This is a genomic window from Methylobacterium sp. A49B, assembly GCF_053346215.1.
In genome coordinates, this window is the sequence record NZ_JBKFBO010000128.1 from 1 (window position 1) to 21,502 (window position 21,502).

26 protein-coding genes are annotated in these 21,502 nt (G+C 70.0%); 17 read left to right on the top strand and 9 right to left on the bottom strand.

What is annotated here, in order from left to right; all coding sequences use genetic code 11:
- The 13 genes from tuf to recA all read left to right on the top strand — a co-directional run bounded on the left by tuf (position 1) and on the right by recA (position 8,191).
- Positions 1 to 1,191 (top strand): elongation factor Tu, encoded by a 1,191-nt coding sequence (gene tuf / locus ACLBX9_RS26340; RefSeq protein ID WP_010686902.1) that lies wholly within the window; start codon positions 1 to 3, stop codon positions 1,189 to 1,191.
- An 80-nt stretch (positions 1,192 to 1,271) separates the two neighbouring features.
- Positions 1,272 to 1,580 (top strand): 30S ribosomal protein S10, encoded by a 309-nt coding sequence (gene rpsJ, locus ACLBX9_RS26345; RefSeq protein WP_043351245.1) that lies wholly within the window; start codon positions 1,272 to 1,274, stop codon positions 1,578 to 1,580.
- A 51-nt stretch (positions 1,581 to 1,631) separates the two neighbouring features.
- Positions 1,632 to 2,357 (top strand): 50S ribosomal protein L3, encoded by a 726-nt coding sequence (gene rplC, locus ACLBX9_RS26350; RefSeq protein ID WP_020094259.1) that lies wholly within the window; start codon positions 1,632 to 1,634, stop codon positions 2,355 to 2,357.
- Positions 2,357 to 2,977, top strand: a complete 621-nt coding sequence (rplD, locus tag ACLBX9_RS26355) for a 50S ribosomal protein L4 (protein WP_158169170.1) — start codon at positions 2,357 to 2,359, stop codon at positions 2,975 to 2,977. Before rplC ends, rplD begins: the two co-directional genes overlap by 1 nt.
- Positions 2,974 to 3,270 (top strand): 50S ribosomal protein L23, encoded by a 297-nt coding sequence (locus tag ACLBX9_RS26360; RefSeq protein ID WP_020094257.1) that lies wholly within the window; start codon positions 2,974 to 2,976, stop codon positions 3,268 to 3,270. The genes rplD and ACLBX9_RS26360 overlap by 4 nt, the downstream gene beginning before the upstream one ends.
- 25 nt (positions 3,271 to 3,295) lie before the next feature.
- Entirely contained in the window at positions 3,296 to 4,132 is an 837-nt protein-coding gene (gene rplB / locus ACLBX9_RS26365) for a 50S ribosomal protein L2 (protein ID WP_020094256.1), read from the top strand.
- Positions 4,133 to 4,137: 5 nt separating this feature from the next.
- Positions 4,138 to 4,416: a 30S ribosomal protein S19 gene (gene rpsS / locus ACLBX9_RS26370; protein WP_012319190.1), complete on the top strand. Its 279-nt coding sequence runs from the start codon at positions 4,138 to 4,140 to the stop codon at positions 4,414 to 4,416.
- A 1-nt stretch (position 4,417) separates the two neighbouring features.
- Positions 4,418 to 4,804: a 50S ribosomal protein L22 gene (gene rplV, locus ACLBX9_RS26375; RefSeq protein ID WP_012319191.1), complete on the top strand. Its 387-nt coding sequence runs from the start codon at positions 4,418 to 4,420 to the stop codon at positions 4,802 to 4,804.
- Between the two features lie 10 nt (positions 4,805 to 4,814).
- Positions 4,815 to 5,561, top strand: a complete 747-nt coding sequence (rpsC, locus tag ACLBX9_RS26380; protein WP_012319192.1) for a 30S ribosomal protein S3 — start codon at positions 4,815 to 4,817, stop codon at positions 5,559 to 5,561.
- Positions 5,562 to 5,572: 11 nt separating this feature from the next.
- Positions 5,573 to 5,986 carry a 50S ribosomal protein L16 gene (gene rplP / locus ACLBX9_RS26385; protein WP_158169166.1) on the top strand — a complete coding sequence of 138 codons (414 nt, stop codon included), beginning with the start codon at positions 5,573 to 5,575 and terminating at the stop codon, positions 5,984 to 5,986.
- A 12-nt stretch (positions 5,987 to 5,998) separates the two neighbouring features.
- Entirely contained in the window at positions 5,999 to 6,214 is a 216-nt protein-coding gene (gene rpmC, locus ACLBX9_RS26390; protein WP_158169164.1) for a 50S ribosomal protein L29, read from the top strand.
- Positions 6,215 to 6,235: 21 nt separating this feature from the next.
- Positions 6,236 to 6,499, top strand: coding sequence for a 30S ribosomal protein S17 (rpsQ, locus tag ACLBX9_RS26395; protein WP_158169162.1), 264 nt, complete (start codon positions 6,236 to 6,238; stop codon positions 6,497 to 6,499).
- A 630-nt stretch (positions 6,500 to 7,129) separates the two neighbouring features.
- Positions 7,130 to 8,191, top strand: coding sequence for a recombinase RecA (gene recA, locus ACLBX9_RS26400; RefSeq protein ID WP_373866322.1), 1,062 nt, complete (start codon positions 7,130 to 7,132; stop codon positions 8,189 to 8,191).
- Between the two features lie 313 nt (positions 8,192 to 8,504).
- Here recA and cckA read toward each other — a convergent pair whose 3' ends face one another.
- From cckA to flgB, 7 genes are all read right to left on the bottom strand, one after another.
- A complete protein-coding gene (gene cckA / locus ACLBX9_RS26405; RefSeq protein WP_244625538.1) occupies positions 8,505 to 11,309 on the bottom strand; it encodes a cell cycle histidine kinase CckA in 2,805 nt (934 codons plus the stop codon).
- 168 nt (positions 11,310 to 11,477) lie between these two features.
- Positions 11,478 to 12,545 carry a flagellar biosynthesis protein FlhB gene (flhB, locus tag ACLBX9_RS26410; RefSeq protein WP_447720984.1) on the bottom strand — a complete coding sequence of 356 codons (1,068 nt, stop codon included), beginning with the start codon at positions 12,543 to 12,545 and terminating at the stop codon, positions 11,478 to 11,480.
- A 50-nt stretch (positions 12,546 to 12,595) separates the two neighbouring features.
- Complete coding sequence (fliR, locus tag ACLBX9_RS26415) at positions 12,596 to 13,357, bottom strand: flagellar biosynthetic protein FliR (RefSeq protein ID WP_158169158.1); 762 nt, start codon at positions 13,355 to 13,357, stop codon at positions 12,596 to 12,598.
- 51 nt (positions 13,358 to 13,408) lie between these two features.
- Positions 13,409 to 13,675, bottom strand: coding sequence for a flagellar biosynthetic protein FliQ (locus ACLBX9_RS26420; protein ID WP_158169156.1), 267 nt, complete (start codon positions 13,673 to 13,675; stop codon positions 13,409 to 13,411).
- 250 nt (positions 13,676 to 13,925) lie between these two features.
- Positions 13,926 to 14,240 (bottom strand): flagellar hook-basal body complex protein FliE, encoded by a 315-nt coding sequence (fliE, locus tag ACLBX9_RS26425; RefSeq protein ID WP_158169154.1) that lies wholly within the window; start codon positions 14,238 to 14,240, stop codon positions 13,926 to 13,928.
- Positions 14,241 to 14,259: 19 nt separating this feature from the next.
- Entirely contained in the window at positions 14,260 to 14,667 is a 408-nt protein-coding gene (flgC, locus tag ACLBX9_RS26430) for a flagellar basal body rod protein FlgC (RefSeq protein WP_447720985.1), read from the bottom strand.
- A 68-nt stretch (positions 14,668 to 14,735) separates the two neighbouring features.
- On the bottom strand, positions 14,736 to 15,137 hold the full coding sequence (flgB, locus tag ACLBX9_RS26435) for a flagellar basal body rod protein FlgB (RefSeq protein ID WP_158169150.1): 402 nt from the start codon (positions 15,135 to 15,137) through the stop codon (positions 14,736 to 14,738).
- 532 nt (positions 15,138 to 15,669) lie between these two features.
- On the opposite strand from flgB, the gene ACLBX9_RS26440 reads away from it, so the two are divergent.
- From ACLBX9_RS26440 to ACLBX9_RS26455, 4 genes are all read left to right on the top strand, one after another.
- On the top strand, positions 15,670 to 17,040 hold the full coding sequence (locus tag ACLBX9_RS26440; RefSeq protein ID WP_447720986.1) for a hypothetical protein: 1,371 nt from the start codon (positions 15,670 to 15,672) through the stop codon (positions 17,038 to 17,040).
- Positions 17,041 to 17,158: 118 nt separating this feature from the next.
- Entirely contained in the window at positions 17,159 to 17,380 is a 222-nt protein-coding gene (locus ACLBX9_RS26445; RefSeq protein WP_447720987.1) for a hypothetical protein, read from the top strand.
- A gap of 120 nt (positions 17,381 to 17,500) precedes the next feature.
- Positions 17,501 to 17,905, top strand: coding sequence for a lysozyme inhibitor LprI family protein (locus ACLBX9_RS26450; RefSeq protein WP_447720988.1), 405 nt, complete (start codon positions 17,501 to 17,503; stop codon positions 17,903 to 17,905).
- 161 nt (positions 17,906 to 18,066) lie between these two features.
- Positions 18,067 to 18,285: a GCG_CRPN prefix-to-repeats domain-containing protein gene (locus ACLBX9_RS26455; RefSeq protein ID WP_158169145.1), complete on the top strand. Its 219-nt coding sequence runs from the start codon at positions 18,067 to 18,069 to the stop codon at positions 18,283 to 18,285.
- Between the two features lie 140 nt (positions 18,286 to 18,425).
- Here the strand turns inward: ACLBX9_RS26455 and ACLBX9_RS26460 are convergent, their stop codons facing one another.
- Both ACLBX9_RS26460 and ACLBX9_RS26465 read right to left on the bottom strand, forming a co-directional pair.
- Complete coding sequence (locus ACLBX9_RS26460) at positions 18,426 to 19,820, bottom strand: amidase (RefSeq protein ID WP_158169143.1); 1,395 nt, start codon at positions 19,818 to 19,820, stop codon at positions 18,426 to 18,428.
- Positions 19,821 to 19,825: 5 nt separating this feature from the next.
- Positions 19,826 to 21,427 (bottom strand): ABC transporter substrate-binding protein, encoded by a 1,602-nt coding sequence (locus tag ACLBX9_RS26465; protein WP_447720989.1) that lies wholly within the window; start codon positions 21,425 to 21,427, stop codon positions 19,826 to 19,828.
- Between the last annotated feature and the right edge of the window lie 75 nt (positions 21,428 to 21,502).

A 21,502-nucleotide genomic window follows, 5' to 3' on the forward strand; every position in this document is an offset into this window, starting at 1 on the left:
ATGGGCAAGGAAAAGTTCTCCCGCACCAAGCCGCACTGCAACATCGGCACGATTGGGCACGTTGACCACGGCAAGACGTCGCTGACGGCGGCGATCACGAAGGTTCTGGCGGAGACGGGCGGGGCGACGTTCACGGCCTACGACCAGATCGACAAGGCGCCGGAGGAGAAGGCGCGCGGGATCACGATCTCGACGGCGCACGTGGAGTACGAGACCTCGAACCGGCACTACGCGCACGTGGACTGCCCCGGCCACGCCGACTACGTGAAGAACATGATCACGGGCGCGGCGCAGATGGACGGCGCGATCCTGGTGGTGTCGGCGGCCGACGGCCCGATGCCGCAGACGCGCGAGCACATCCTGCTGGCGCGTCAGGTCGGCGTTCCGGCTCTGGTGGTGTTCCTCAACAAGGTCGACATGGTCGACGACGAGGAGCTGCTGGAGCTGGTGGAGCTTGAGGTGCGCGAGCTTCTCTCGAAGTACGACTTCCCGGGCGACGACATCCCGATCACCAAGGGCTCGGCGCTGATGGCGCTGGAGGACAAGGAGCCCAAGATCGGCAAGGAGGCGGTGCTGGCGCTGATGGCGACGGTGGACAGCTACATCCCGCAGCCGGAGCGCCCGATCGACATGCCGTTCCTGATGCCGATCGAGGACGTGTTCTCGATCTCGGGCCGCGGCACGGTGGTGACGGGCCGCGTCGAGCGCGGCATCGTGAAGGTGGGCGAGGAAGTCGAGATCGTCGGCATCCGGGCGACCACGAAGACGACGGTCACGGGCGTGGAGATGTTCCGCAAGCTGCTCGACCAGGGCCAGGCGGGCGACAACGTCGGCGTTCTCCTGCGCGGCACGAAGCGCGAGGACGTGGAGCGCGGCCAGGTGGTGTGCAAGCCGGGTTCGGTGAAGCCGCACGCGAAGTTCAAGGCCGAGGCGTACATCCTGACCAAGGAGGAGGGCGGGCGCCACACGCCGTTCTTCACGAACTACCGGCCGCAGTTCTACTTCCGCACGACGGACGTGACCGGGATCTGCACGCTGCCGGAGGGCACCGAGATGGTGATGCCGGGCGACAACGTGACCATGGACGTGGCGCTGATCGTGCCGGTGGCCATGGAGGAGAAGCTGCGCTTCGCCATCCGCGAGGGCGGCCGCACCGTCGGCGCCGGCGTCGTCGCCGCCATCAACGACTGAGCTCGAGCAAGCATCCTTAGCAGGGCGCGGCGGGGCGAGAGCCTCGCGTACCCCGCCGTCCCTCTCAAGGTTCCAGGATCATGAACGGTCAGAACATCCGTATCCGCCTGAAGGCGTTCGATCACCGCATCCTCGATGCGTCGACCAAGGAGATCGTCTCCACGGCCCGGCGCACCGGCGCGACCATCCGGGGTCCGATCCCGCTCCCGACGCATATTGAGAAGTTCACCGTGAACCGCTCGCCGCACATCGACAAGAAGTCGCGCGAGCAGTTCGAGATGCGCACGCACAAGCGGGTGCTCGATATCGTCGATCCGACGCCGCAGACCGTGGACGCGCTGATGAAGCTCGACCTCGCCGCGGGCGTGGACGTGGAGATCAAGCTCTGAGTCCGCTGAGGACTTAGGGCTTACCGTTTCATCGCGCGAGGGAGAGAACCTATGCGCTCAGGCGTCATCGCACAGAAGGTCGGCATGACCCGCGTCTTTACGGACGCGGGGGAGCATGTCCCCGTCACGGTGCTCAAGATCGATCAGTGCCAGGTGGTGGCCCACCGCACCGTCGAGAAGAACGGCTACGTCGCGCTGCAGGTCGGCGTCGGCAAGGCCAAGGTCAAGAACGTCTCGGCCGCCGAGCGGGGCCGCTTCGCGGTCGCCAAGGTCGAGCCGAAGAAGAAGCTCGCCGAGTTCCGCGTGTCCGAGGACGCGCTGATCCCGGTCGGCGCCGAGATCACCGCGGATCACTTCATCCCCGGCCAGTTCGTGGATGTCACCGGCACCACGACCGGTAAGGGTTTCGCCGGCGGCATCAAGCGCTGGAACTTCGGCGGCCTGCGCGCCACGCACGGCGTGTCGATCTCGCACCGTTCGATCGGTTCGACCGGCGGCCGTCAGGACCCGGGCAAGACCTTCAAGAACAAGAAGATGCCGGGTCACCTCGGCGTCGAGCGGGTCACCACTCAGAACCTGCGCGTCGTGCGCACCGATCCCGAGCGCGGCCTGATCCTGGTCGAGGGCGCGGTGCCGGGCGTTGCCGGCGGCTGGATCCAGATCCGCGACGCGGTGAAGCGCAAGCTCCCCGCCGATGTTCCGCTGCCGGGCAAGTTCCGCGAGAACGGCGCCTCCGCTCCGGCGACCGAGGCCCCTGCGGCTGAGGAGACCGCGTGATGAAGCTCGATGTGAGAACCCTCGACGGCGCCGGTGCCGGCTCTGTCGAACTGAACGAAGAGATCTTCGGCCTGGAGCCCCGCGCTGACCTGCTGCAGCGCATGGTCCGCTGGCAACTCGCCAAGCGCCGCGCCGGCACCCATGCCGTGCAGAACCGCTCGGACGTGAACCGGACCCGCAAGAAGCTCTACAAGCAGAAGGGCACCGGTAACGCCCGCCACGGCGCGGCCTCGGCGCCGCAGTTCCGCGGCGGCGGACGCGCCTTCGGCCCCGTGCCGCGCGACCACAGCCACGACCTGCCCAAGAAGGTCCGTGCGCTGGCCCTGCGCCACGCCCTGTCGGCCAAGGCCAAGGCCTCGACCCTGATCGTCGTCGACGACATCAAGATCGAGGATCACAAGACCAAGGGTCTCGTCGAGCGCTTCGGCAAGATGGGCCTCTCGAACGCGCTGATCATCGGCGGTGCCGAGGTCGACGTGAATTTCGGCCGGGCCGCCCGCGCCATCCCGCAGATCGACGTGCTGCCCGTGCAGGGCATCAACGTCTACGACATCCTGCGCCGCGACACGCTCGTCCTGACGAAGGCTGCCGTCGACGCGCTGGAGGAGCGTTTCAAATGAGTGCCGATCCGCGCCACTACGACATCGTCGTCTCCCCGGTGATCACCGAGAAGGCGACGAACCTGACCGAACAGAACAAGGTCGTCTTCCGCGTCGCCCCCAAGGCGACCAAGCCTCAGATCAAGGAGGCCGTCGAGAAGCTGTTCGACGTGAAGGTCACGGCCGTGAACACCCTTGTCACCAAGGGTAAGAAGAAGATTTTCCGCGGTCTCCGCGGACAGCGCTCCGACGTGAAGAAGGCGATCGTGACCCTGGCCGAGGGCCACTCGATCGACGTCACGACCGGGCTCTGAGGACGGGATTTAGGGATCCAAGCCGATGGCCTTGAAGACATTCAAACCGGTCACGCCGAGCCTGCGCCAGCTCGTGCTCGTCGACCGCCGTGAGCTCTACAAGGGCAAGCCGGTGAAGGCGCTGACGGAGGGCAAGTCGTCCTCCGGCGGCCGGAACAACCTCGGCCGCATCACCGTCCGCTTCCGCGGCGGCGGCCACAAGCGCGTGCTGCGCAACGTCGACTTCAAGCGTCGCGAGCAGCTCGGCGTCGCCGCCACGGTGGAGCGGATCGAGTACGATCCGAACCGCACGGCGTTCATCGCGCTGATCAACTTCCCCGACGGGAAGCAGAGCTACATCCTGGCCCCCCAGCGCCTGCAGCCGGGCGACAAGGTGGTGGCCGGCGAGAGCGTCGACATCAAGCCGGGCAACGCCGCTCCGGTCGGCTCGATGCCGGTGGGCACGATCGTCCACAATGTCGAGCTGAAGATCGGCAAGGGCGGCGCGATCGCCCGCTCGGCCGGCAACTACGCGCAGATCGTCGGCCGCGACCAGGGCTACGTGACGCTGCGCCTCAACTCGGGCGAGCAGCGCCTGGTCCACGGCCAGTGCTTCGCCAGCGTCGGCGCGGTCTCGAACCCGGACCACATGAACATCTCGCTCGGCAAGGCCGGGCGCAACCGTTGGCTCGGCAAGCGCCCGCACAACCGCGGCGTGGCGATGAACCCGGTCGACCATCCGCACGGCGGCGGCGAGGGTCGCACCTCGGGCGGCCGCAACCCGGTCACGCCCTGGGGCGTGCCCACCAAGGGGAAGAAGACCCGGTCCAACAAGCGGACCGACGTGTTCATCCTGTCCAGCCGCCACAACCGCAAGAAGTAATCGCTATGGCACGCTCTCTCTGGAAGGGGCCGTTCGTCGACGGCTACCTCTTCAAGAAGGCCGAGGCGGCGCGGGGCTCCTCGCGCTCCGAGGTCATCAAGATCTGGAGCCGCCGCTCCACGATCCTCCCGCAGTTCGTCGGGCTCACCTTCGGTGTGCACAACGGGCAGAAGCACATCCCGGTCTACGTCACCGAGGAGATGGTCGGGCACAAGTTCGGCGAGTTCTCGCCGACCCGCACCTTCCCCGGCCACGCGGCCGACAAGAAGGCGAAGAGGCGCTGAGATGGGCAAGCAAGCCACCCCCCGCGCGCTCCCCGAGAACGAGGCCAAGGCCGTCGCGCGCATGCTGCGCGTCAGCCCGCAGAAGCTCAACCTCGTGGCGCAGATGATCCGCGGCAAGAAGGTCGACACGGCGCTCGCCGAGCTGCAGTTCTCGCGCAAGCGGATCTCCACCGAGGTCAAGAAGTGCCTCGAGAGCGCCATCGCCAACGCCGAGAACAACCACGACCTGGACGTCGACGACCTCGTCGTCTCCCAGGCCTTCGTGGGCAAGGCGCTGGTTCTCAAGCGTTTCCACGCCCGCGCCCGCGGCCGCGGCGCGCGCATCCTGAAGCCCTTCTCGAACCTCACCATCGTGGTTCGCGAAGTCCGCCAAGCCGAAGCGGCTTGAGGAGGATCTGATGGGTCAGAAAGTCAACCCGATCGGTCTCCGGCTCGGCATCAACCGGACCTGGGATTCCCGCTGGTTCGCCAACAAGGGCGACTACGCGAAGCTCATGCACGAGGACGTCGCGATCCGCGCCGCCCTCATGAAGCAGCTCAAGCAGGCGGCGGTCTCCAAGATCGTCATCGAGCGCCCGCACCGGAAGTGCCGCGTCACCATCCACTCGGGCCGTCCGGGCGTGGTGATCGGCAAGAAGGGCGCGGACATCGAGAAGCTGCGCAAGCTCGTCGGCACGATGACCAAGGCCGACGTGACCATCAACATCGTCGAGGTGCGCAAGCCCGAGATCGACGCCACCCTGGTGGCCGACTCGATCGCCCAGCAGCTCGAGCGCCGCGTCGCCTTCCGGCGCGCCATGAAGCGGGCCGTGCAGTCGGCCATGCGTCTGGGCGCCGAGGGCATCCGGATCAACTGCTCGGGCCGCCTCGGCGGCGCCGAGATCGCCCGGCAGGAATGGTACCGCGAGGGGCGCGTCCCGCTGCACACGCTGCGCGCCGACGTCGACTACGGCACCGCGACGGCGTTCACGACCTATGGCACCTGCGGCATCAAGGTGTGGGTGTTCAAGGGCGAGATCCTTGAGCACGACCCGATGGCCCAGGACAAGAAGGCCCAGGAAGAGGGCGGCCGTTCCGGCGGACGCCGTGAGCGCGATGGCGAGGGCGGCCGCGAGCGCGGACGCCGCGAGCGCGAGCACGCATAAGGTAGGACGCCATGCTGCAACCGAAAAAGACCCGCTTCCGCAAGCAGTTCAAGGGCCGCATCCACGGTGCGGCCAAGGGCGGCTTCGAGCTGAACTTCGGCCAGTTCGGCCTGAAGGCGGTGGAGCCTGAGCGCGTCACCGCCCGCCAGATCGAGGCGGCCCGCCGCGCGATCACCCGCGAGATGAAGCGCCAGGGCCGCGTCTGGATCCGGGTGTTCCCGGACGTGCCGGTTTCGTCGAAGCCGACCGAGGTCCGCATGGGCTCCGGTAAGGGCGCCCCGGATTACTGGGCGGCCCGGGTCCATCCCGGCCGGATCATGTTCGAGGTCGACGGCGTTGCCGACAACATCGCCAAGGAGGCGCTCCGCCTCGGCGCCGCGAAGCTCCCGATCCGCACGCGGGTCGTCCAGCGCATCGCCGACTGAACGGAGGATATCGTGAAGTCGACCCAACGAGTGTCTGATCTGAAGGCGCTGTCGCCGGATCAGCTGAATGACGAGTTGATCAACCTCAAGAAGGAGCAGTTCAACCTGCGCTTCCAGGGGGCCACCGGCCAGCTCGAGAACGTCGCCCGCGTCCGCGAGGTCCGTCGCGACATCGCCCGTGTCCGGACTCTGCAGCGTGCCAAGACGCTGCAGCAGGCCAAGGGCTGAGGCGGGTTTTAGGAGACAACCATGCCGAAGCGCATCCTGCAGGGCACCGTCGTCAGCGACAAGGGTGAGAAGACCATCGTGGTGAAGGTGGAGCGCCGCTTCACGCACCCGGTGATGAAGAAGACCGTCCGCCGCTCCAAGAACTACCACGCGCACGACGAGGCGAATGTCGCCAAGGTCGGGCAGACGGTGTTCATCGAGGAGTGCCGGCCGTACTCGAAGACCAAGACCTGGAAGCTGGTCGAGGGCGAGGTTGCCCAGGCCGAGGCTGGCGAAGCCGCCTGATCCCGACCCGGCGGCGCAGCGGGATGGTGCCTGAAGCGGCGTCCATCCCGGGGGCGCCGTCTGAGCGGAACGACGAACGCCCGGACGCAATTCGACTCGCAAGAGCCGGATTCGTGCCGGGCGTCGTCGTTTTCGGTGCCTGCGGCCGGTGGGGTCCGGACGAGGGCCTGCGGCACGGTCCAGGATCGTACGCTGCGGTGCGTGATCGGGTGATCCCGTCCTCGACCTCATCCCGAGATGCCCGCGTGCGAGGGCGGCCGTCGAAAGCTCTAGGGATCTCGGGGCGATCTGGAGGGCGTCTTCGAGGCCTGCGCGGCCCCTCGCCGCTCCTCAGTATGAGTGCGTGGCTTGGATCGCCGATCTGAGGCTGTCCGATCTCGTGTCGCGTACCGTGCGCCCGCGAATCGCGCCCTCCCCGGCTGAGCCTCCGGACGGGTTGCTGTCGTCGCTGCTTTATCCGAGACGCACGCAGAATTTCGCGGCCAGCCGGCGGCCGAGCAGCCCTACAGCCCTTGCCGATAGAGAACAAAACAGGTACATAGAGGCCGTGGCGACGCGCGTTGTGAACTGCGTCCAACCCCTTCATAAGGAGCCCGCCAGATGGCCCAGCCCGCATTGAAAGTGGTCGACATGCCCCCGGTGGACAAGGACAAGTCCAAGGCCATTGACGCCGCCCTGTCTCAGATCGAGCGCGCCTTCGGCAAGGGCTCGATCATGCGGCTCGGGAAGTCCGACAAGGTGCAGGAGGTCGAGACTGTCTCGACCGGCTCTCTGGGTCTCGACATCGCGCTCGGCGTCGGTGGCCTGCCGCGCGGCCGCGTCATCGAGATCTACGGCCCCGAATCGTCCGGCAAGACGACGCTGGCGCTGCACACCATTGCGGAGGCCCAGAAGAAGGGCGGCGTCTGCGCCTTCGTGGATGCCGAGCACGCCCTCGACCCGGTCTATGCCCGCAAGCTCGGCGTCAATCTCGATGACCTGCTGATCTCCCAGCCTGACACGGGCGAGCAGGCCCTCGAAATCACCGACACGCTGGTGCGCTCCGGCGCCATCGACGTGCTGGTGGTCGACTCGGTGGCCGCGCTGACACCGCGGGCCGAGATCGAGGGCGAGATGGGCGAGAGCCAGCCCGGTCTCCAGGCCCGCCTGATGAGTCAGGCCCTGCGCAAGCTGACCGGCTCGATCTCGCGCTCGAACTGCATGGTCATCTTCATCAACCAGATCCGGATGAAGATCGGTGTCATGTACGGCAGCCCCGAGACGACCACGGGCGGCAACGCCCTGAAGTTCTACGCCTCGGTGCGCCTGGATATCCGCCGTATCTCGACCCTCAAGGACCGGGACGAGGCGATCGGCAATCAGGTTCGCGTCAAGGTGGTGAAGAACAAGGTCGCGCCGCCCTTCAAGCAGGTCGAATTCGACATCATGTTCGGCGAGGGCGTGTCGAAGGTCGGCGAGCTGATCGACCTCGGCGTGAAGGCCGGGATCGTCGAGAAGTCCGGCGCCTGGTTCTCGTATAACAGCCAGCGCCTCGGCCAGGGCCGCGAGAACTCGAAGGGCTTCCTGCGCGACAACCCGAAGATCGCCGCGGAGATCGAGGGCTCGATCCGGCAGAATTCCGGTCTGGTCGCCGAGAAGATCCTGGAGAACGCCGCCCCGACGGCGGACGACCTCGACGAGGGCGAGGCGTAAGACGCGCCGCCGCGGGCCTGAGAGGGCGCGCGGCGCATTGATCGACGCTTGAGTTTTGGCGGCCTCGGAGTCTCTCCGGGGCCGCTTCCCGTTCCGGGGTAGGACACGGCCGCGTCGCGGCTGCGCGCGTGCTGTGCGCCGTCATCACGAGCGCAGCGAAGGTGAACCCAGGGCGGCGCGAGGCTGGCCGTCGTTGTGCGGCCGGATCGCTTCGCTCCGCTCGCAAAGACGCCGGCGCTCGCCATGGAACGGACACGGCGAGAACCCGGGCATGCCGCCCGGGAGAGCCCGGGCGCTGGCGCGCGGCCCCGCCTCAATCCACCATCGTCTTCTTCACGGTCTCCACGAGCTGCTTCAGGCTGAAGGGCTTGGGCAGGAAGTTGAAGGTCTCGCCCTCCGGCAGGTTCTTGCGGAAGGCGTCCTCGGCGTAGCCGGAGACGAAGATCACCTTCAGGTCGGGCTGGTGCTTGCGCACCTCTCGGAGCAGGGTCGGGCCGTCCATCTCGGGCATGACGACGTCGGAGACCACGAGGTCGATGGGCTGCAGGCCCTCGCGGACGATGGCCAGGGCCTCAAGGCCCGAGGCGGCCTCCAGCACCGTGTAGCCGCGGGCCGAGAGCGCCCGGCTGTTGACCGCGCGCACCGGATCTTCGTCCTCCACGAGCAGGATGGTGCCCTGCCCCGTATGGTCGGCCGCGGGCTTGCGCGGCGCCGGCACCCCGGCCTTGCCCGGTGCGGCCTCGCCGGGCGGGGCGGGCTCGGACGGCTTGAGATCCGGCTTCGCGCCCTCCGCGGCATCCGGCTTCGGGAGCGCGCCCGGCTCCGCGCGCGGCAGGGCCGGCGTCGGCACCTCCTCCGGCTCGGCGACCGGCACGTGCCGCGGCAGGTAGATGCGGAAGGCCGTGCCCTCGCCCATCGTCGACTGGACGTCGATGGTGCCGCCGGACTGCTTGACGATGCCGAACACCGTCGAGAGGCCGAGGCCGGTGCCCTTGCCGATCTCCTTGGTGGTGAAGAACGGCTCGAAGATCTTCTCCATCAGCTCGGACGGGATGCCCTGGCCGGTGTCGCGGACCTCGATCAGCACGTGGTCGCCCGCCGGAGCTCCGCCTCGCCCTTCGGCGCCGGCGGTGGTCCCCGGATCGGTGACGTTCTCGGTGCGGATCATCAGCTTGCCGCCGTCCGGCATGGCGTCGCGGGCATTGACCGCGAGATTGACGATCACCTGCTCGAACTGGTTCACGTCCGCCTTCACGGGCCACACCTCGCGGCCGTGCTTCAGCTCCAGGGCGACGCGCTCGCCGAGGAGCCGCTTGAGGAGGAGCGTGAGTTCGGAGAGGGCCTCCCCGACATTCATCACCTCCGGCCGCAGGGTCTGCCGGCGGGAGAACGCCAGGAGCTGGCGGACGAGGCCCGCCGCCCGGTTGGCGTTCTGCTTGATCTGCATGATGTCCTGGAAGGCCGGATCGGTCGGCCGGTGGCTCGCCAGCAGAAGGTCCGAGTAGCCGATGATCGCCTGCAGCACGTTGTTGAAGTCGTGCGCGATGCCGCCCGCGAGCTGGCCGACGGCGTTCATCTTCTGGGCCTGGGCGACCTGCTGCTCCAGCTGCCGCTGGGCCGTGGTGTCGAGGGCGTAGAGGATGACGCGCTCGGCCTCGTCGGTCTGCTGCCCCGGATCGCCGCCGTCGGCCGGGCTGAGCCAGACCCGCGCCGAGCGGCCGCCCGGACCGTTCAGCTGCACCTCGATGGGCTCTGGGTCGGTGAGCCCGCTCGCCGCCCGGGCGAGCCCGGCCTCGAGGCTGGTGCGGTCGGCCACCGAATCGGCGACGTTGGGCTCGACCCGCGGGGCGGCCTCGCCGTCGATCTCGCCGTCATCCGCCTGGCGCGGCACCGTGCCGAACAGTCGGGTGAAGGAGGCGTTCGCCCGGGCGATCCGGCCGGCCCGGTCCAGCGTCGCGATGGCGATGGGCGAGTTGTTGAGGAAGCGGGCGAGGCGCACCTCGGCGGCGCGCTGGGGCTCGTCGGTCTCGGCCCCGGCGGAGCGATTGATCACGAAGGTCCGCGAGGAGCCGGGCTTGCCGTCCTTGCCGAAGGCGACCCGGTGGTAGAGCCGAACCGGCAGGGTGTGGCCGTTGCGCCGCCGCAGGTCGAGGTCGAACCGGTCGGTGCGCACCTCCCCCGGCAGGCCGGCCGTGCGCACGAGGACGTCCGCCTCCGGGGCGATCTCGGTCAGGTGCGGGCCGCCGGGGCCGACGCTGGCGAGGTCGTAGCCGAGCCACGCCGCGAGCGTCGCGTTCATGTAGACGATGGCGCCGGCGGGATCGATCGACAGGAACCCCGCCGGGGCGTGGTCGAGATAGTCGATCGCGTGCTGGAGCTCCTGGAAGACGTTCTCCTGCCGCTCGCGCTCGGCGGTGATGTCGGCCACGGTCCAGAGCGAGGCCGCCCGGCGCGGGCGCGCGAGCGGGCGCACCGAGACCCGGTACCAGCCGAAGCCGCGCTCGCCGGCCACGGGGCCGAGCGGCGGCGACATCCGGACCTCCTCGGTGTGCGCCCTGGCATCCCGCGAGGCCTGCGACAGGCGGTAGACCGCCTCCGACACCTCCGGCGAGCCGACCAGGATGCGCTCCACCGGCACGAGGTTGGAGAAGGTGTCGCCGCTGGCGATCCGCAGGTAGGCCTCGTTGGCGTAGATCAGCCGGCCGCCCTCCTCGACCACCAGCTGCCCGTCGGGCGAGGCGTCGACGATGCCCTTCGTGATGTCGTCGCGGGCGGCGCTGCCGCTGAGCTGGAGCGCTCCGATCGCCAGGGCGAACAGGAAGAACACGCCCGCCATGGCCAGCAGGGCGAGCAGCCAGACGATCAGCGACTGGGCCTGCTCGTTGGCCACGAAGGACAGACCGATCGCGGCGCCGACCAGGAGCCCGGCGAGCACGAGCAGCAGCCCGACCCGGCCCGGCTGCTCCGAGCGGTCGATCGAGCCCGTCCCCTGCGGGGCGGCCGACGACGCGGCCGACGAACCGACCGGCGGCGCGACCGGCACCTGCGCACCGGAGACCGGCAGCGCCGCATTCGGCGGGCCCTCGGCGGGCGCCGGAGGTCCAGTGACGTCGGCCATCAGCTTCATTCCAGAACAGTCACCCGGTTGGGCCCATCGGCCATATCAGTACACGGGCAGGCCGGCACTACGCGCGTCGCGCCAAGCCTCGACACAGCCTCGCGAAAAAAGGTGGAGGAAGCGTGGCTTTCCCACGTCCCGCGCTCGGCGAGGCCCGGCATGGCGGGCCTACGCGGCCCTTCGGCGCAGGCGCAGCACGAACCCGATGACCTCCGCCACGGCGCGGTAATGCTCGGCCGGGATCTCGCGGTCGATCTCCACGGTGGCGTGGAGCGCCCGGGCGAGGGGCGGGTTCTCGATCACCGCGACGCCGTGCTCGGCCGCCACCGCGCGGATCCGCAGGGCGAGCGCATCGACGCCCTTGGCGACGCAGATCGGCGCGGCCATGCCGGCCTCGTAGCGGAGCGCCACCGCGTAGTGGGTCGGATTCGTCACCACCACGGTGGCCTTGGGCACGGCGGCCATCATGCGCTTCTTCACCCGCGCCATGCGCAGCTGCTTCAGGCGGCCCTTCACCTCCGGGTTGCCGTCCGACTCCTTCATCTCCTGCTTCAGCTCTTCCTTCGACATGCGGTGTCGCTTGCGCCAGCGGAACCGCGCGTAGAGCGCATCGCCCAGCGTGATCGCGAGGTGCATGCACAGCATGCCGGCGAGCAGCCGCAGGCAGAGGGACAGGATCGCCGGCAGGGACGCGACGGGATCGAGCTGGGCGAACACTTCCAGCCGGTCGCGGTCGTTCCACAGGAGCACGCCGCCGACGACGCCCACGGTGATGATCTTGGCGAGCCCCTTGCCGAACTGGAACCAGGCCTCGATCCCGACGAGCCGCTTCACGCCGGCCATCGGCGAGAGGCGCTCGAACTTCGGCATCAGCGCGTCGGGGCTGAACACCAGCGGGTGCTGCAGGAGCCCTGCCGCGAGGCCCGCGGCCGCCGCCAGCCCCACCGGGACGGCCACCGCCTGCACCCATAGCCAGAGGCCGTGGGTCAAAGCCTGCCGCATGGCGGTGGCGTCGTCCGGCAGGGTGTGGGCGTTCGCCAGATAGGCCTTGAGCCCCAGGACGAGGTTCTGGGCGATGCTCGGGCTCGCGAGCATCAGCGCGAGGGTGAAGGCGCCCAGGATCGCGAAGGTGTTGACCTCCGTGCTGGTCGCGACGTCGCCGCGCTCGATCGCCTGATCGAGCCGCCTCTGCGACGGCTCCTCGGTCTTGTCCTCGTCGTCCACGCCCTCGGCCATCGCTCACCGGCCTCGGCGCGCGCTGGGATGCGGGACCGCGGTCGGCCCGCTCAGGGGCCGACCGGTTCGGCGAGATACCGGCCGATATCGTCCAGGAAGACGCCCATCATGACGCCGAGGCAGCCGATCAGGATCAGCATGCCCACCAGCACCGAGGCCGGCACCGCCAGGAAGAACACCTGAAGCTGCGGCATCAGCCGCGACAGCACGCCGAGCCCGAGGTTGAACAGGATCCCGAAGGCGATGAACGGCCCGGAGATCTGCACCGCCAGCGTGAAGCCGCGGGCAAGCGCCCGGGTCGCCAGCATCAGCGCGTCCGAGAAGGCCGGGACGCCGTCGGGCGGCAGCACCTCGTAGCTCCGGGCCAGGCCCCGGATGGCGAGATGGTGCAGGTCGGCGGCGAAGATCAGCGTGATCCCGAGGAGCGACAGGAAGTTGCCGACCGCGACCTGCTGGCCGCCCTGGCTCGGATCCACCGTCATGGCGTAGGACAGGCCGAGCTGCGCCGAGATGATCATCCCGGCGGTCTGCAGGGCGGCCAGAACCATCCGCACCGTCAGGCCGAGGACCAGCCCGATGATCGTCTCGCCGAACAGGAGCCCGATCAGCCGGGGACCGGCCAGCCCGTCGGTGCCGCCGAGCAGCGGGCGCACGGTGGGGAACAGCACCAGGCTCACGAGCAGCGCGAAGGCCAGCCGCAGGCGCGGCGCCACCGTCTGCTCGCCGATCCCCGGCATCAGCATGATCAGCGTGCCGACGCGGGCGAAGACGATCAGGTAGGCCGAGGCGATCCCGGGCAGGAGCAGGTTCATCGCCGCCCCTATGACACGCGGATCGTGCCCCTGTCGTGGCCGGACCGGGCATCACCCGCCCGCCGCGATGCGGGCGGCGATCCGGGTCATGTAGCCGGCCATGGCGTCGCCGATGAAGGGCAGCATCAGCAGGAGCGCGGCGAACACCGACACGATCTTGGGCACGTAGATCAGGGTCTGCTCCTGGACCTGGGTCAGGGCCTGGACCAGCGAGACGGCGAGACCCACCGCGAGGGAGACGAGCATCAGCGGTCCGGCGATCTTCAGGAACACGAAGATGCCGTCGCGGGCGACGTCGAGGATGGCGAGGCCGGTCATTGGGGGTGCCGTTGTGTGCCAGGATTGCGGAACGGGACGGCTGGAGCGCTGTCCGTGCCGGTGGAAGGTCTGTCCAACCCTAACCCCTCATCCTGAGGTGACCGCGAAGCGGGCCTCGAAGGAGGGCCCCAGGGATCGCGCGGCTGCCTGGAGGGCTCCTTCGAGGCCTGCGCCGCGCTCCGGCACCCCAGGGTGAGGAGGGTGGATGGGATGATCCGGCTGCTGATCGCGAGCGGTGGACGACCCATCGTCAGATCTGCATCCGCATGATCTCCTCGTAGGCGGAGATCATGCGGTCGCGCACCGCGACCATCGTCTGGAGGGCGGTCTCGCTCTCGGCCACCGCGGTGACCACGTCGACCACGTTGGCCTTGCCGGCGGCGGCCGAGACGGCCTGCGCGTCGGCCCGGCGCCCGGCGTCGCCGACGCTGTCGAGTGTCTGCCCGAGGAACTGCATGAAGTCGCCGCCCGCTCCGGCGGCCGGCTGCACCCGGGGGGTGGGCTGGCCGGAGGCGAGGCCCTGGACGGCGGCGTAGGCGCCCGCCGCGAAGTTGCTCGAAGCCATGGCTATGCGTCCCCGGCCGTCACTTCAGGATCGCCAGCGTCTGCGCCAGCATCTTGCGCGTGGCGGTGACCATGTTGAGGTTCGCCTCGTAGGAGCGCTGGGCCTCGCGCAGGTCCATGTTCTCGATCAGCGCGTTGACGTTGGGCATCTGCACCTCGCCCCGCGCGTTGGCCGCGGGGTTGCCGGGCTCGAACTTCGTGCGGAAGGCCGATTGGTCGCGCCGGACGCGCCCCGCCTCGACGAGCCGGGCGCCGGTCTCGTCGTCGAGGTGGCTCGTGAAGGTCGGGATCTTGCGCCGGTAGGGCTGGGTCCCCGCCGAGGCCGGCGCGGAATCAGCGTTGGCGATGTTCTCGGCGATGATCCGCATCCGGCCCGACTGGGCCTTGAGACCGGCGGCTGCCACCGCGAGCGATTTGGTGAATTCCATGGCTCAGGGCCCTCCTGCCGCGACGGATGTCCGGCCTGCCGCCTCGTCGACGCCCGATCAGCTCCTGATCAGCTCTTGCCGACGGCGATCTTCAGGGTGGTCAGGCTGTGCTGGTAGAGCGAGGCGGCGAGCTGGTAGTCCGACTGGTTCTCGCCGGCCTTCATCATCTCGTCCTCAAGATTGACGCCGTTGCCGCTCGGGCGGATCTCGAACCCCTTGGCGCGCTTGGAATCGGTCCCGACGCCCTGCCCGGCCGGCGCGATGTGCGCCGGACTCGTCAGCGCCAGCGTGGTGGAGGCATTGACGGCCGCACCGGTCGCCCGGTCGAACCGCGGCGCGACGAGGTCGCGGGGCCTGAAGCCCGGCATGTCGGCATTGGCGACGTTCTCGGCGATCAGGCCCTGGCGCGCCTGGGCCCATTGCATCCGGGTCCGGAGCATGCCGAGCACGGGCAGGTCGGTGAGGGCCACGGTCGCCTCCGGTCTGATGTCGCCGCGCCGGATCGAGCGGGCTCGGCAAAAACTGCCGTGCGCATGGTTAACGGCCCGTTAAGCCATCGCCCGGCCCGTGACCCGTGGCCCGACTGCCGCGATCCAGCGCAAGACGCAGCGTCCCGAGCCGGCGTGCAGGGCGTCGAACGAAGTATCCGATTGCCGGACGGCCCGTGCCCGGAGACGTCGGGATGCTCGAGGGCGCGCCCTCGGGCGTCGTGCGCCGACGACGCGGCGCGAGAGGTCCACCTGCATGTGCGCCCATCTTGATGCAGGTCGTCCCGCGACCGTCGCGGGACCGCGACGGCACGTCGGATGTCCGATTTGGAGGGGGGCGAAGCCTTTTTCACAACCTATTGTCTTGATAGCGTTAATTTAAAAGGTCTGTTAACGAACACTTAACGGCGTTTGCCTTGCGACCCGTCCGGCGTGATATGGACAAGCCCATGCCGGGCGCGCACCCGCCGCGGCCGGAACGTGCGAGTGCGTAACCTTGCGATGGCTGCAATCCGTGTTCGGCTCTGACGGCTCCCCCATCGTCCAGTATGTCGTGATCTTCGCCGTCATCTTCGCGGCGCTGGCGGCCATCGTGTTCACTGTCCGGCGGCTCACCGGCCGCAGCCTCGCGCTGCCGGGACGTGCGGGCAGCCGCGGGCGCCAGCCCCGGCTCGGAATCGTCGACGTCTACGAACTCGATCGGGCCCGCCAGCTGATCCTGCTGCGCCGGGACAATGTCGAGCACCTGCTCCTCGTGGGCGGGCCCAACGACGTCGTGGTCGAGCGCAACATCCAGCGCACGCAGCGCCCCCTGACCGATGCGGCCCTGCGGCCCGACCTGGCTCCAGACGCCCTCGACGAGCCGCTCCCGGATCCGCTGGTGCAGGGTGGCCGTCTGCCCGAGCCGGCGCTGGCCCTTCCCGATATGCCGGGGCGGCGCGCCGATCCCCTGTTTGATCCGGGCTTCGCGATGCCCGTGGTGGTGCCGCCTCCGGTCCCGCGCTCCGCGGCGGCCCCCGCGGCGGTGACGCTGCCGCTCGACGTTGCCCTCCTCGGCGGCGACGAGCCCGGCCAGGATGTGTCCGCGCCCCTGTCGGCTCCGCCCCTGTCACCCTCACCGGCGTCACCCTCGCCGGCGTCACCTCCGCCGGTCGCGGCGCCCGCCGTGGCGCCCGCGCCCGCCCGCGAGCCCATCAACCCCCGCCGGATCCTGAGCCGGACGGCACCGCCCTTGGCCGAGGCGCGGCCCGGGCCGGCCTCCGAACGTCTGGTCGAGGCCGCCGGAGAGCCGCCACCGGCCCCGAGCCTCACCGTCCCGTCCGATCGCCGCACCGTCGATCCGGCGGTGCTCTCCGACATGGCCCGGCAGCTCCAGGCCGCTCTGTCGCGTCCCTCCTCCGCGGTGACGCCGGCCCCCGCGCCTGCGGCGTCCGCTCCGGCGACCGAGGGGGTCGATCCGGTCGCCGCCGCGATGGCGTCGGCTCCGCCTGCGCCTGAGGCCCCGCCCGCGCAGCCCCGTCCGCCTGCTGTTTCGCCCCCGGTCGAGAAGGCCGCCGGTCAGCCCGCGCCGCCGGCCGCGCCCTCCGCCAGCCCCCCCGTGCCGGTTCCTCCCGTGCCGGTTCCTCCCGTGCCGGCTCCTCCCGTGCCTGCGCCGGTCTCGAGGCCCGTTCCGCCCCCGCCTCCCCCGCCGCAGCCGGCCATGCCGAAGGCCGCACCGGCATTCCCGGACGCTCCGCCGCAGAAGCCGGCTGCACCGGCTGCGCCACCGCCCCCGGCTCCGACCGAGCGGCCCGACCAGAAATCGGCTGGAAACCCCTTCTCCGTGGAGGAGATCGAGGCCGAGTTCGCCCGCCTGCTGGGCCGCCCCCTGGACAAGCGGAGCTGAGCCGGGCTGCGCTACCCGGATCGCGGGTGACCGGCTGCCGAGGCCGCACCGGGCCTGTCCGGCGCCGTTAACGATCGGTTAACCGATCTCGGGAACCCTCGGCGCGGAGGAGGGCCCGATGCTCGCACTGACCGCTGAGACCGCGCGCCGAAGCCGCGCCTACCGGGCGTTCAAGCTCGACCGTGCCGGTCGCATCTCTTCGGCCGAGATCGTGGCCGCCGAGGACGACATCCAGGCCCGCCGGCAGGTCCGGGCGATGGCGGAGCGCAACGTGGTCGAGCTGTGGGAACGGACCCGGTTCCTGGGACGGTTCGAGCCGGCTTCCCCCCGGCGCGCCTAGCGCCGACCGGTGCCGGCGAGGCCCGTGCCCGGCGGCAGGTCGAAGGCGCCGGATTCTCCGGCCGGCCGGGGGCGAGAGGGCGTGCGCGGGATACGGGTGCGCCGATCGGGGATGCTCGCGATGCGGCGCACATGCCTGGCCCTGCTGGTCCTCTGGCCGACGGCCGGCTCCTGCGAGACGCCGGCGCTCTGTGCGGATGCGCCGAACCAGGCGGACGGAACCCTCTGCGCGCGCCGCAAGCTGCAGGCGGCCGAGGCCGATCTGTCACGCGCCGAGGCGGCCCTGCGGGACAGGCTCGATCCCGTCGGCCGCCGCAACCTGGAGCGAGCCCAGCAGGCGTGGCGGCTGTTCCGCGACTGCGAGTGCGATCTGGAGACGGGCCATGACGCCGATCATCCCGGGTCCGGCGGGACGATCATGCCGATGCTCCTCGGCGAATGCGCGGTCACGCTGACGGCACGGCGGACCCGCGACCTGATGGATCAGCGCGCCTGCCCCGGCGGTGACCTGTCGTGCGAGCGGTGAAGCGGCCTTCATCCGCGCCTGTCGGATCCGCCGGCCGAGCCGGGCGATACAAAACGTTACGTCGGAGGCGGACCTGAAAAACAGGCGCAAATCCGCGCCGCGATGGTGCGTGGGTGGCGCCGCCGAACCCGTCCGCGCGGTCGTCCCGCAGGAGTGATCCGATGAAGAAGCCCGTGCTCGCCGTGATCGGCCTCGTCGCGTTCGCGGCCGCCCTCAGTTCCGCAACCGCGCCCGCGTCCGCGCTCGGCGCCTGCGGCCCCAACGGCCACCGCAATGCCTGGGGCCGCTGCGTGTGGGGCGGTCAGAACCAGGCTTGGTGTCTGCGCCATCGCGGCCGCGTGGCCGGCTACGGCCCCTACGGCACCCGGTGGTGCCGCTGAGCCGGAGGTTGCCCCGAGGGGGAGCCCGTCCGACGTAAGGCTCCCACGGGCAGCTTCGGCCCGCGCTGCGGTGGAGCCGCTCAGGCCGGATCCGCGATCTCCGGATACGCCATGAGCCGTGCCGGACGCCTCCGCCGCCCCTACCTCACCGGCGGCAAGCGCCGATGCCACTCGGTCGCCTGCTGGTAGGCCTGCCCGATCCGCAGGGCCATGGCCTCATCGTAGCCCCGGCAGACGATCTGTAGCGAGAGCGGCAGCCCGGCGGCGGTGAACCCGTCCGGCAGCGACAGGGCGCAGAGATCGAGCAGGTTGCCGAACCGGGTGAAGCGCGACGGCAGATGCGCCTCGTCGACCTCGGACAGTGCCACCGCCGCGCATTCCGTGGTCGGCGTCAGCAGGGCGTCGATCCCCTCCAGGGCGGCCGCGTATTGCAGCTTCATGGCGGCGCGGCGGTGGAGCGTGCCGAGGTACTCCTGGGCCGAGACCTTGGCGCCGGCCAGGATCCGCGCCCGCACGGCGTCGCCGAGCTGGGCGGCCGGATCCTCCGCCAGCGCGCCGTTGACGAAGTAGGCCTCCGCGTTGGTGATCCCGCTCATCGCCACGCAGTCGCTGAACCGGAACGGCAGGGCGACGTCGACGATCTCGGCCCCGAGCCCGGCCAGGACGTCGAGGGCCGCGTCGTAGGCGGCCAGCATGTCGGGCGCGACGCCGTCCCGCTCCGTCGCCGGCATGCGCCCGAGCCGCAGGCCGCGCACGCCGCGGTTGAGCGCCGACCAGGGGGCGTCCGGCTGGATTCCGCGGGTCGTCGGGTCGAGGGGGTCGGGGCCGGAGATCGCCTCGTAGAGGAGCGCGGCGTCCTCCACCGTGCGGGCGAGCGGGCCGGGGGTGTCCAGCGTGGTCGAGAGCGGCACGATCCCCCAGGTCGAGACCCGCCCGACCGTCACCTTGAGCCCGGTCAGGCCGCAGAAGGCGGCGGGCAGGCGCACCGATCCGCCGGTATCGGTGCCGATGCCCCAGGGCGCCATGCGGGCCGCCACCGCCACGCCGGTGCCGCTGCTCGACCCGCCGGGCGTGCGCGGCGTCTCAAGATCCCAGGGATTCCAGGGCGTGCCGAGGTGCTGGTTGGTGCCCCACCCGCCATAGGCGAACTCCACCGTGTGGGTCTTGCCCAGCACGATCATCCCCTGCGCGATCAGGCGCCGCGCGATCGTGGCCGTCCGTTCGGCCCGGCGGGCGCGGTGGGCGGCCGAGCCGCCCATGGTGATCCGGCCCTCCAGGTCGATCAGGTCCTTGAGCACCACCGGGACGCCGTGGAGCGGCCCCACCGCGTGGCCCGACCGGATCGCCCGGTCGGCGCCCTCGGCGGCGAGGCGCGCATCCGCGTGGAAGACGTCCGTGAAGGCCTGGAGCTTCGGCTCCAGCCGGTCGACGCGGCCGAGCAGCGCGTCGACCGCGTCGACCGGCGAGAGCTTGCGGGTGCGGATCGCCTGGCCGAGTTCGGCTGCCGAGGCGTGGACGGGATCGAGTTCGGACATCGGGGTCACTGCACGCTGACGAGGGTGAGATCGACGAACCAGGATTGCGGCGAGACGAAGCCGTGGATCTTCTTGGACATCCCGCGCGGGTTGAGGTCGTGGACGACGAACAGCCAGGGCGGATTGTCCACCAGCCGCTCGTGGGCGATCTTGGTCTGCGCGTCGATCACCTTGGCGTCGGTGGTCTCGGCGAGTGCCTTGAGAGCCGCATCGAACGCATCGTCCTTCCAGTTGGGGAAGTTGAAGCCGGCCGGCGGGAACCGGTCGCCCGCGAAGTAGCGCGCCATCACGGCGGCGTCCGAGGAGGGCGAGGAGACGTTGAGCGCCAGCGAGCCCTGGAGGCTCGGCGTGTCCGGAAGGAGCCGGCTCGCGTTCAGCAGCACCTGCCACTCGACCACGTTGAAGCTGAGATCGACGCCGCAGGCCTGTTTCAGGTTCTCTTGGAGATACTCGTTCATCGGCATCGGCAGCATCTGGCCGGAGCCCGAGGACGAGATCATCACCTTGAGGGCGAGCGGCTTCCTGTCGGTGTAGCCGGCCTCGGCGAGCAGCGCCTTCCCCTTGGCGGCGTCGAACGTGTAGCGGTTCTGCGGAGCGCCGAAATTCGGGTCCTTGTCGTTGAGCCACCCGGAGGCCGGCTCGGCCGTGCCGTTGAGCAGTTCGACGATGCCGGCCCGGTCGATGCAGTAGTTGAGCGCCTGCCGGACGCGGACATCCTTCAGCGGGCTGTCCTTGGCGCCCATGTTGTAGATGTAGGGCCAGACATGCGGGTACGAGCCCGTGGTGATGGTGAAGCCCGCCTGCTTGAGCGACGGGATCGCGTCGGGCGCCGGCACCTCGATCCAGTCGACCTGGCCGGCCCGCAGCGCCGCAACCCGGGCATTCGCCTCCGGGATCGGCAGCAGCCGGACCCTGTCGACCTTGGCCTTCCGGTTCGGGTCCCAGTAGCCGTCGTTCCGGGCGAGGTCGACCGCCTCCCGCGGGGCCACGCGGGTGATCTTGAACGGCCCGGTCCCGGCTGCCGGCAGCGCCGCGACCTTCGCCCAGTCGCGCCCCGCCTTCTCGAACGAGGCCGGCGACGTGAACAGCAGGTACACCGCCATGTAGGGGAAGTACGAGGCCACCTGCGTGGTGGTGATCTGGACCGTCGCGTCGTCGATCTTCCTGTAGGAGCCGACCAGCGGCGCCCGCGCCCGGGAGATGCCGGCGCCCTGCGGCTCGAATTGCGGGCTGTCGTTCTTGAAGTACCGGTCGAGGTTCCAGATCACCGCGTCGGCGTTGAACGGCGTCCCGTCATGGAATGTCACGCCCTGGCGCAGGTGGAAGGTCCAGACGGTCTTGTCGGCCGGATCCTGCTCCCAGCGCTCGGCGAGCGCCGGGACGATGCCGGCGAGCTTGGTCGTGCTCGTCAGGTCCCACTGCACTAGGCCCTCGAAGATCGGGTAGCCGAGGAAGCGCATGCCCTCGAAGCCGTTATTGGGCATGCCCGTGGTCGTCGGGATGTCGGTGGCGGTCATGGCGATGCGCAGCACGCTCTCCGCGCGGGCCGCACCCGTCAGGGCCACGGAACCCGCCAGGGCGGCGGCAATCAGGCGGCGAACTCTCATTGGGCTCCACTCGTCGTAGGTGCGGTGCGCCCACCGCGAATCCCATGCCATCCCCCGGCATAGTCCCCGCGTCGG

Excerpts from the sequence above, each read along its gene's own strand:
- tuf (WP_010686902.1), top strand. The coding sequence starts at position 1 with ATGGGCAAGGAAAAGTTCTCCCGCACCAAGCCGCACTGCAACATCGGC.
- rpsJ (WP_043351245.1), top strand. The coding sequence starts at position 1,272 with ATGAACGGTCAGAACATCCGTATCCGCCTGAAGGCGTTCGATCACCGC.
- rplC (WP_020094259.1), top strand. The coding sequence starts at position 1,632 with ATGCGCTCAGGCGTCATCGCACAGAAGGTCGGCATGACCCGCGTCTTT.
- rplD (WP_158169170.1), top strand. The coding sequence starts at position 2,357 with ATGAAGCTCGATGTGAGAACCCTCGACGGCGCCGGTGCCGGCTCTGTC.
- ACLBX9_RS26360 (WP_020094257.1), top strand. The coding sequence starts at position 2,974 with ATGAGTGCCGATCCGCGCCACTACGACATCGTCGTCTCCCCGGTGATC.
- rplB (WP_020094256.1), top strand. The coding sequence starts at position 3,296 with ATGGCCTTGAAGACATTCAAACCGGTCACGCCGAGCCTGCGCCAGCTC.
- rpsS (WP_012319190.1), top strand. The coding sequence starts at position 4,138 with ATGGCACGCTCTCTCTGGAAGGGGCCGTTCGTCGACGGCTACCTCTTC.
- rplV (WP_012319191.1), top strand. The coding sequence starts at position 4,418 with ATGGGCAAGCAAGCCACCCCCCGCGCGCTCCCCGAGAACGAGGCCAAG.
- rpsC (WP_012319192.1), top strand. The coding sequence starts at position 4,815 with ATGGGTCAGAAAGTCAACCCGATCGGTCTCCGGCTCGGCATCAACCGG.
- rplP (WP_158169166.1), top strand. The coding sequence starts at position 5,573 with ATGCTGCAACCGAAAAAGACCCGCTTCCGCAAGCAGTTCAAGGGCCGC.
- rpsQ (WP_158169162.1), top strand. The coding sequence starts at position 6,236 with ATGCCGAAGCGCATCCTGCAGGGCACCGTCGTCAGCGACAAGGGTGAG.
- recA (WP_373866322.1), top strand. The coding sequence starts at position 7,130 with ATGCCCCCGGTGGACAAGGACAAGTCCAAGGCCATTGACGCCGCCCTG.
- cckA (WP_244625538.1), bottom strand. The coding sequence starts at position 11,309 with ATGGCCGACGTCACTGGACCTCCGGCGCCCGCCGAGGGCCCGCCGAAT.
- flhB (WP_447720984.1), bottom strand. The coding sequence starts at position 12,545 with ATGGCCGAGGGCGTGGACGACGAGGACAAGACCGAGGAGCCGTCGCAG.
- fliR (WP_158169158.1), bottom strand. The coding sequence starts at position 13,357 with ATGAACCTGCTCCTGCCCGGGATCGCCTCGGCCTACCTGATCGTCTTC.
- ACLBX9_RS26420 (WP_158169156.1), bottom strand. The coding sequence starts at position 13,675 with ATGACCGGCCTCGCCATCCTCGACGTCGCCCGCGACGGCATCTTCGTG.
- fliE (WP_158169154.1), bottom strand. The coding sequence starts at position 14,240 with ATGGCTTCGAGCAACTTCGCGGCGGGCGCCTACGCCGCCGTCCAGGGC.
- flgC (WP_447720985.1), bottom strand. The coding sequence starts at position 14,667 with ATGGAATTCACCAAATCGCTCGCGGTGGCAGCCGCCGGTCTCAAGGCC.
- ACLBX9_RS26445 (WP_447720987.1), top strand. The coding sequence starts at position 17,159 with ATGCTCGCACTGACCGCTGAGACCGCGCGCCGAAGCCGCGCCTACCGG.
- ACLBX9_RS26450 (WP_447720988.1), top strand. The coding sequence starts at position 17,501 with ATGCGGCGCACATGCCTGGCCCTGCTGGTCCTCTGGCCGACGGCCGGC.
- ACLBX9_RS26455 (WP_158169145.1), top strand. The coding sequence starts at position 18,067 with ATGAAGAAGCCCGTGCTCGCCGTGATCGGCCTCGTCGCGTTCGCGGCC.
- ACLBX9_RS26460 (WP_158169143.1), bottom strand. The coding sequence starts at position 19,820 with ATGTCCGAACTCGATCCCGTCCACGCCTCGGCAGCCGAACTCGGCCAG.
- ACLBX9_RS26465 (WP_447720989.1), bottom strand. The coding sequence starts at position 21,427 with ATGAGAGTTCGCCGCCTGATTGCCGCCGCCCTGGCGGGTTCCGTGGCC.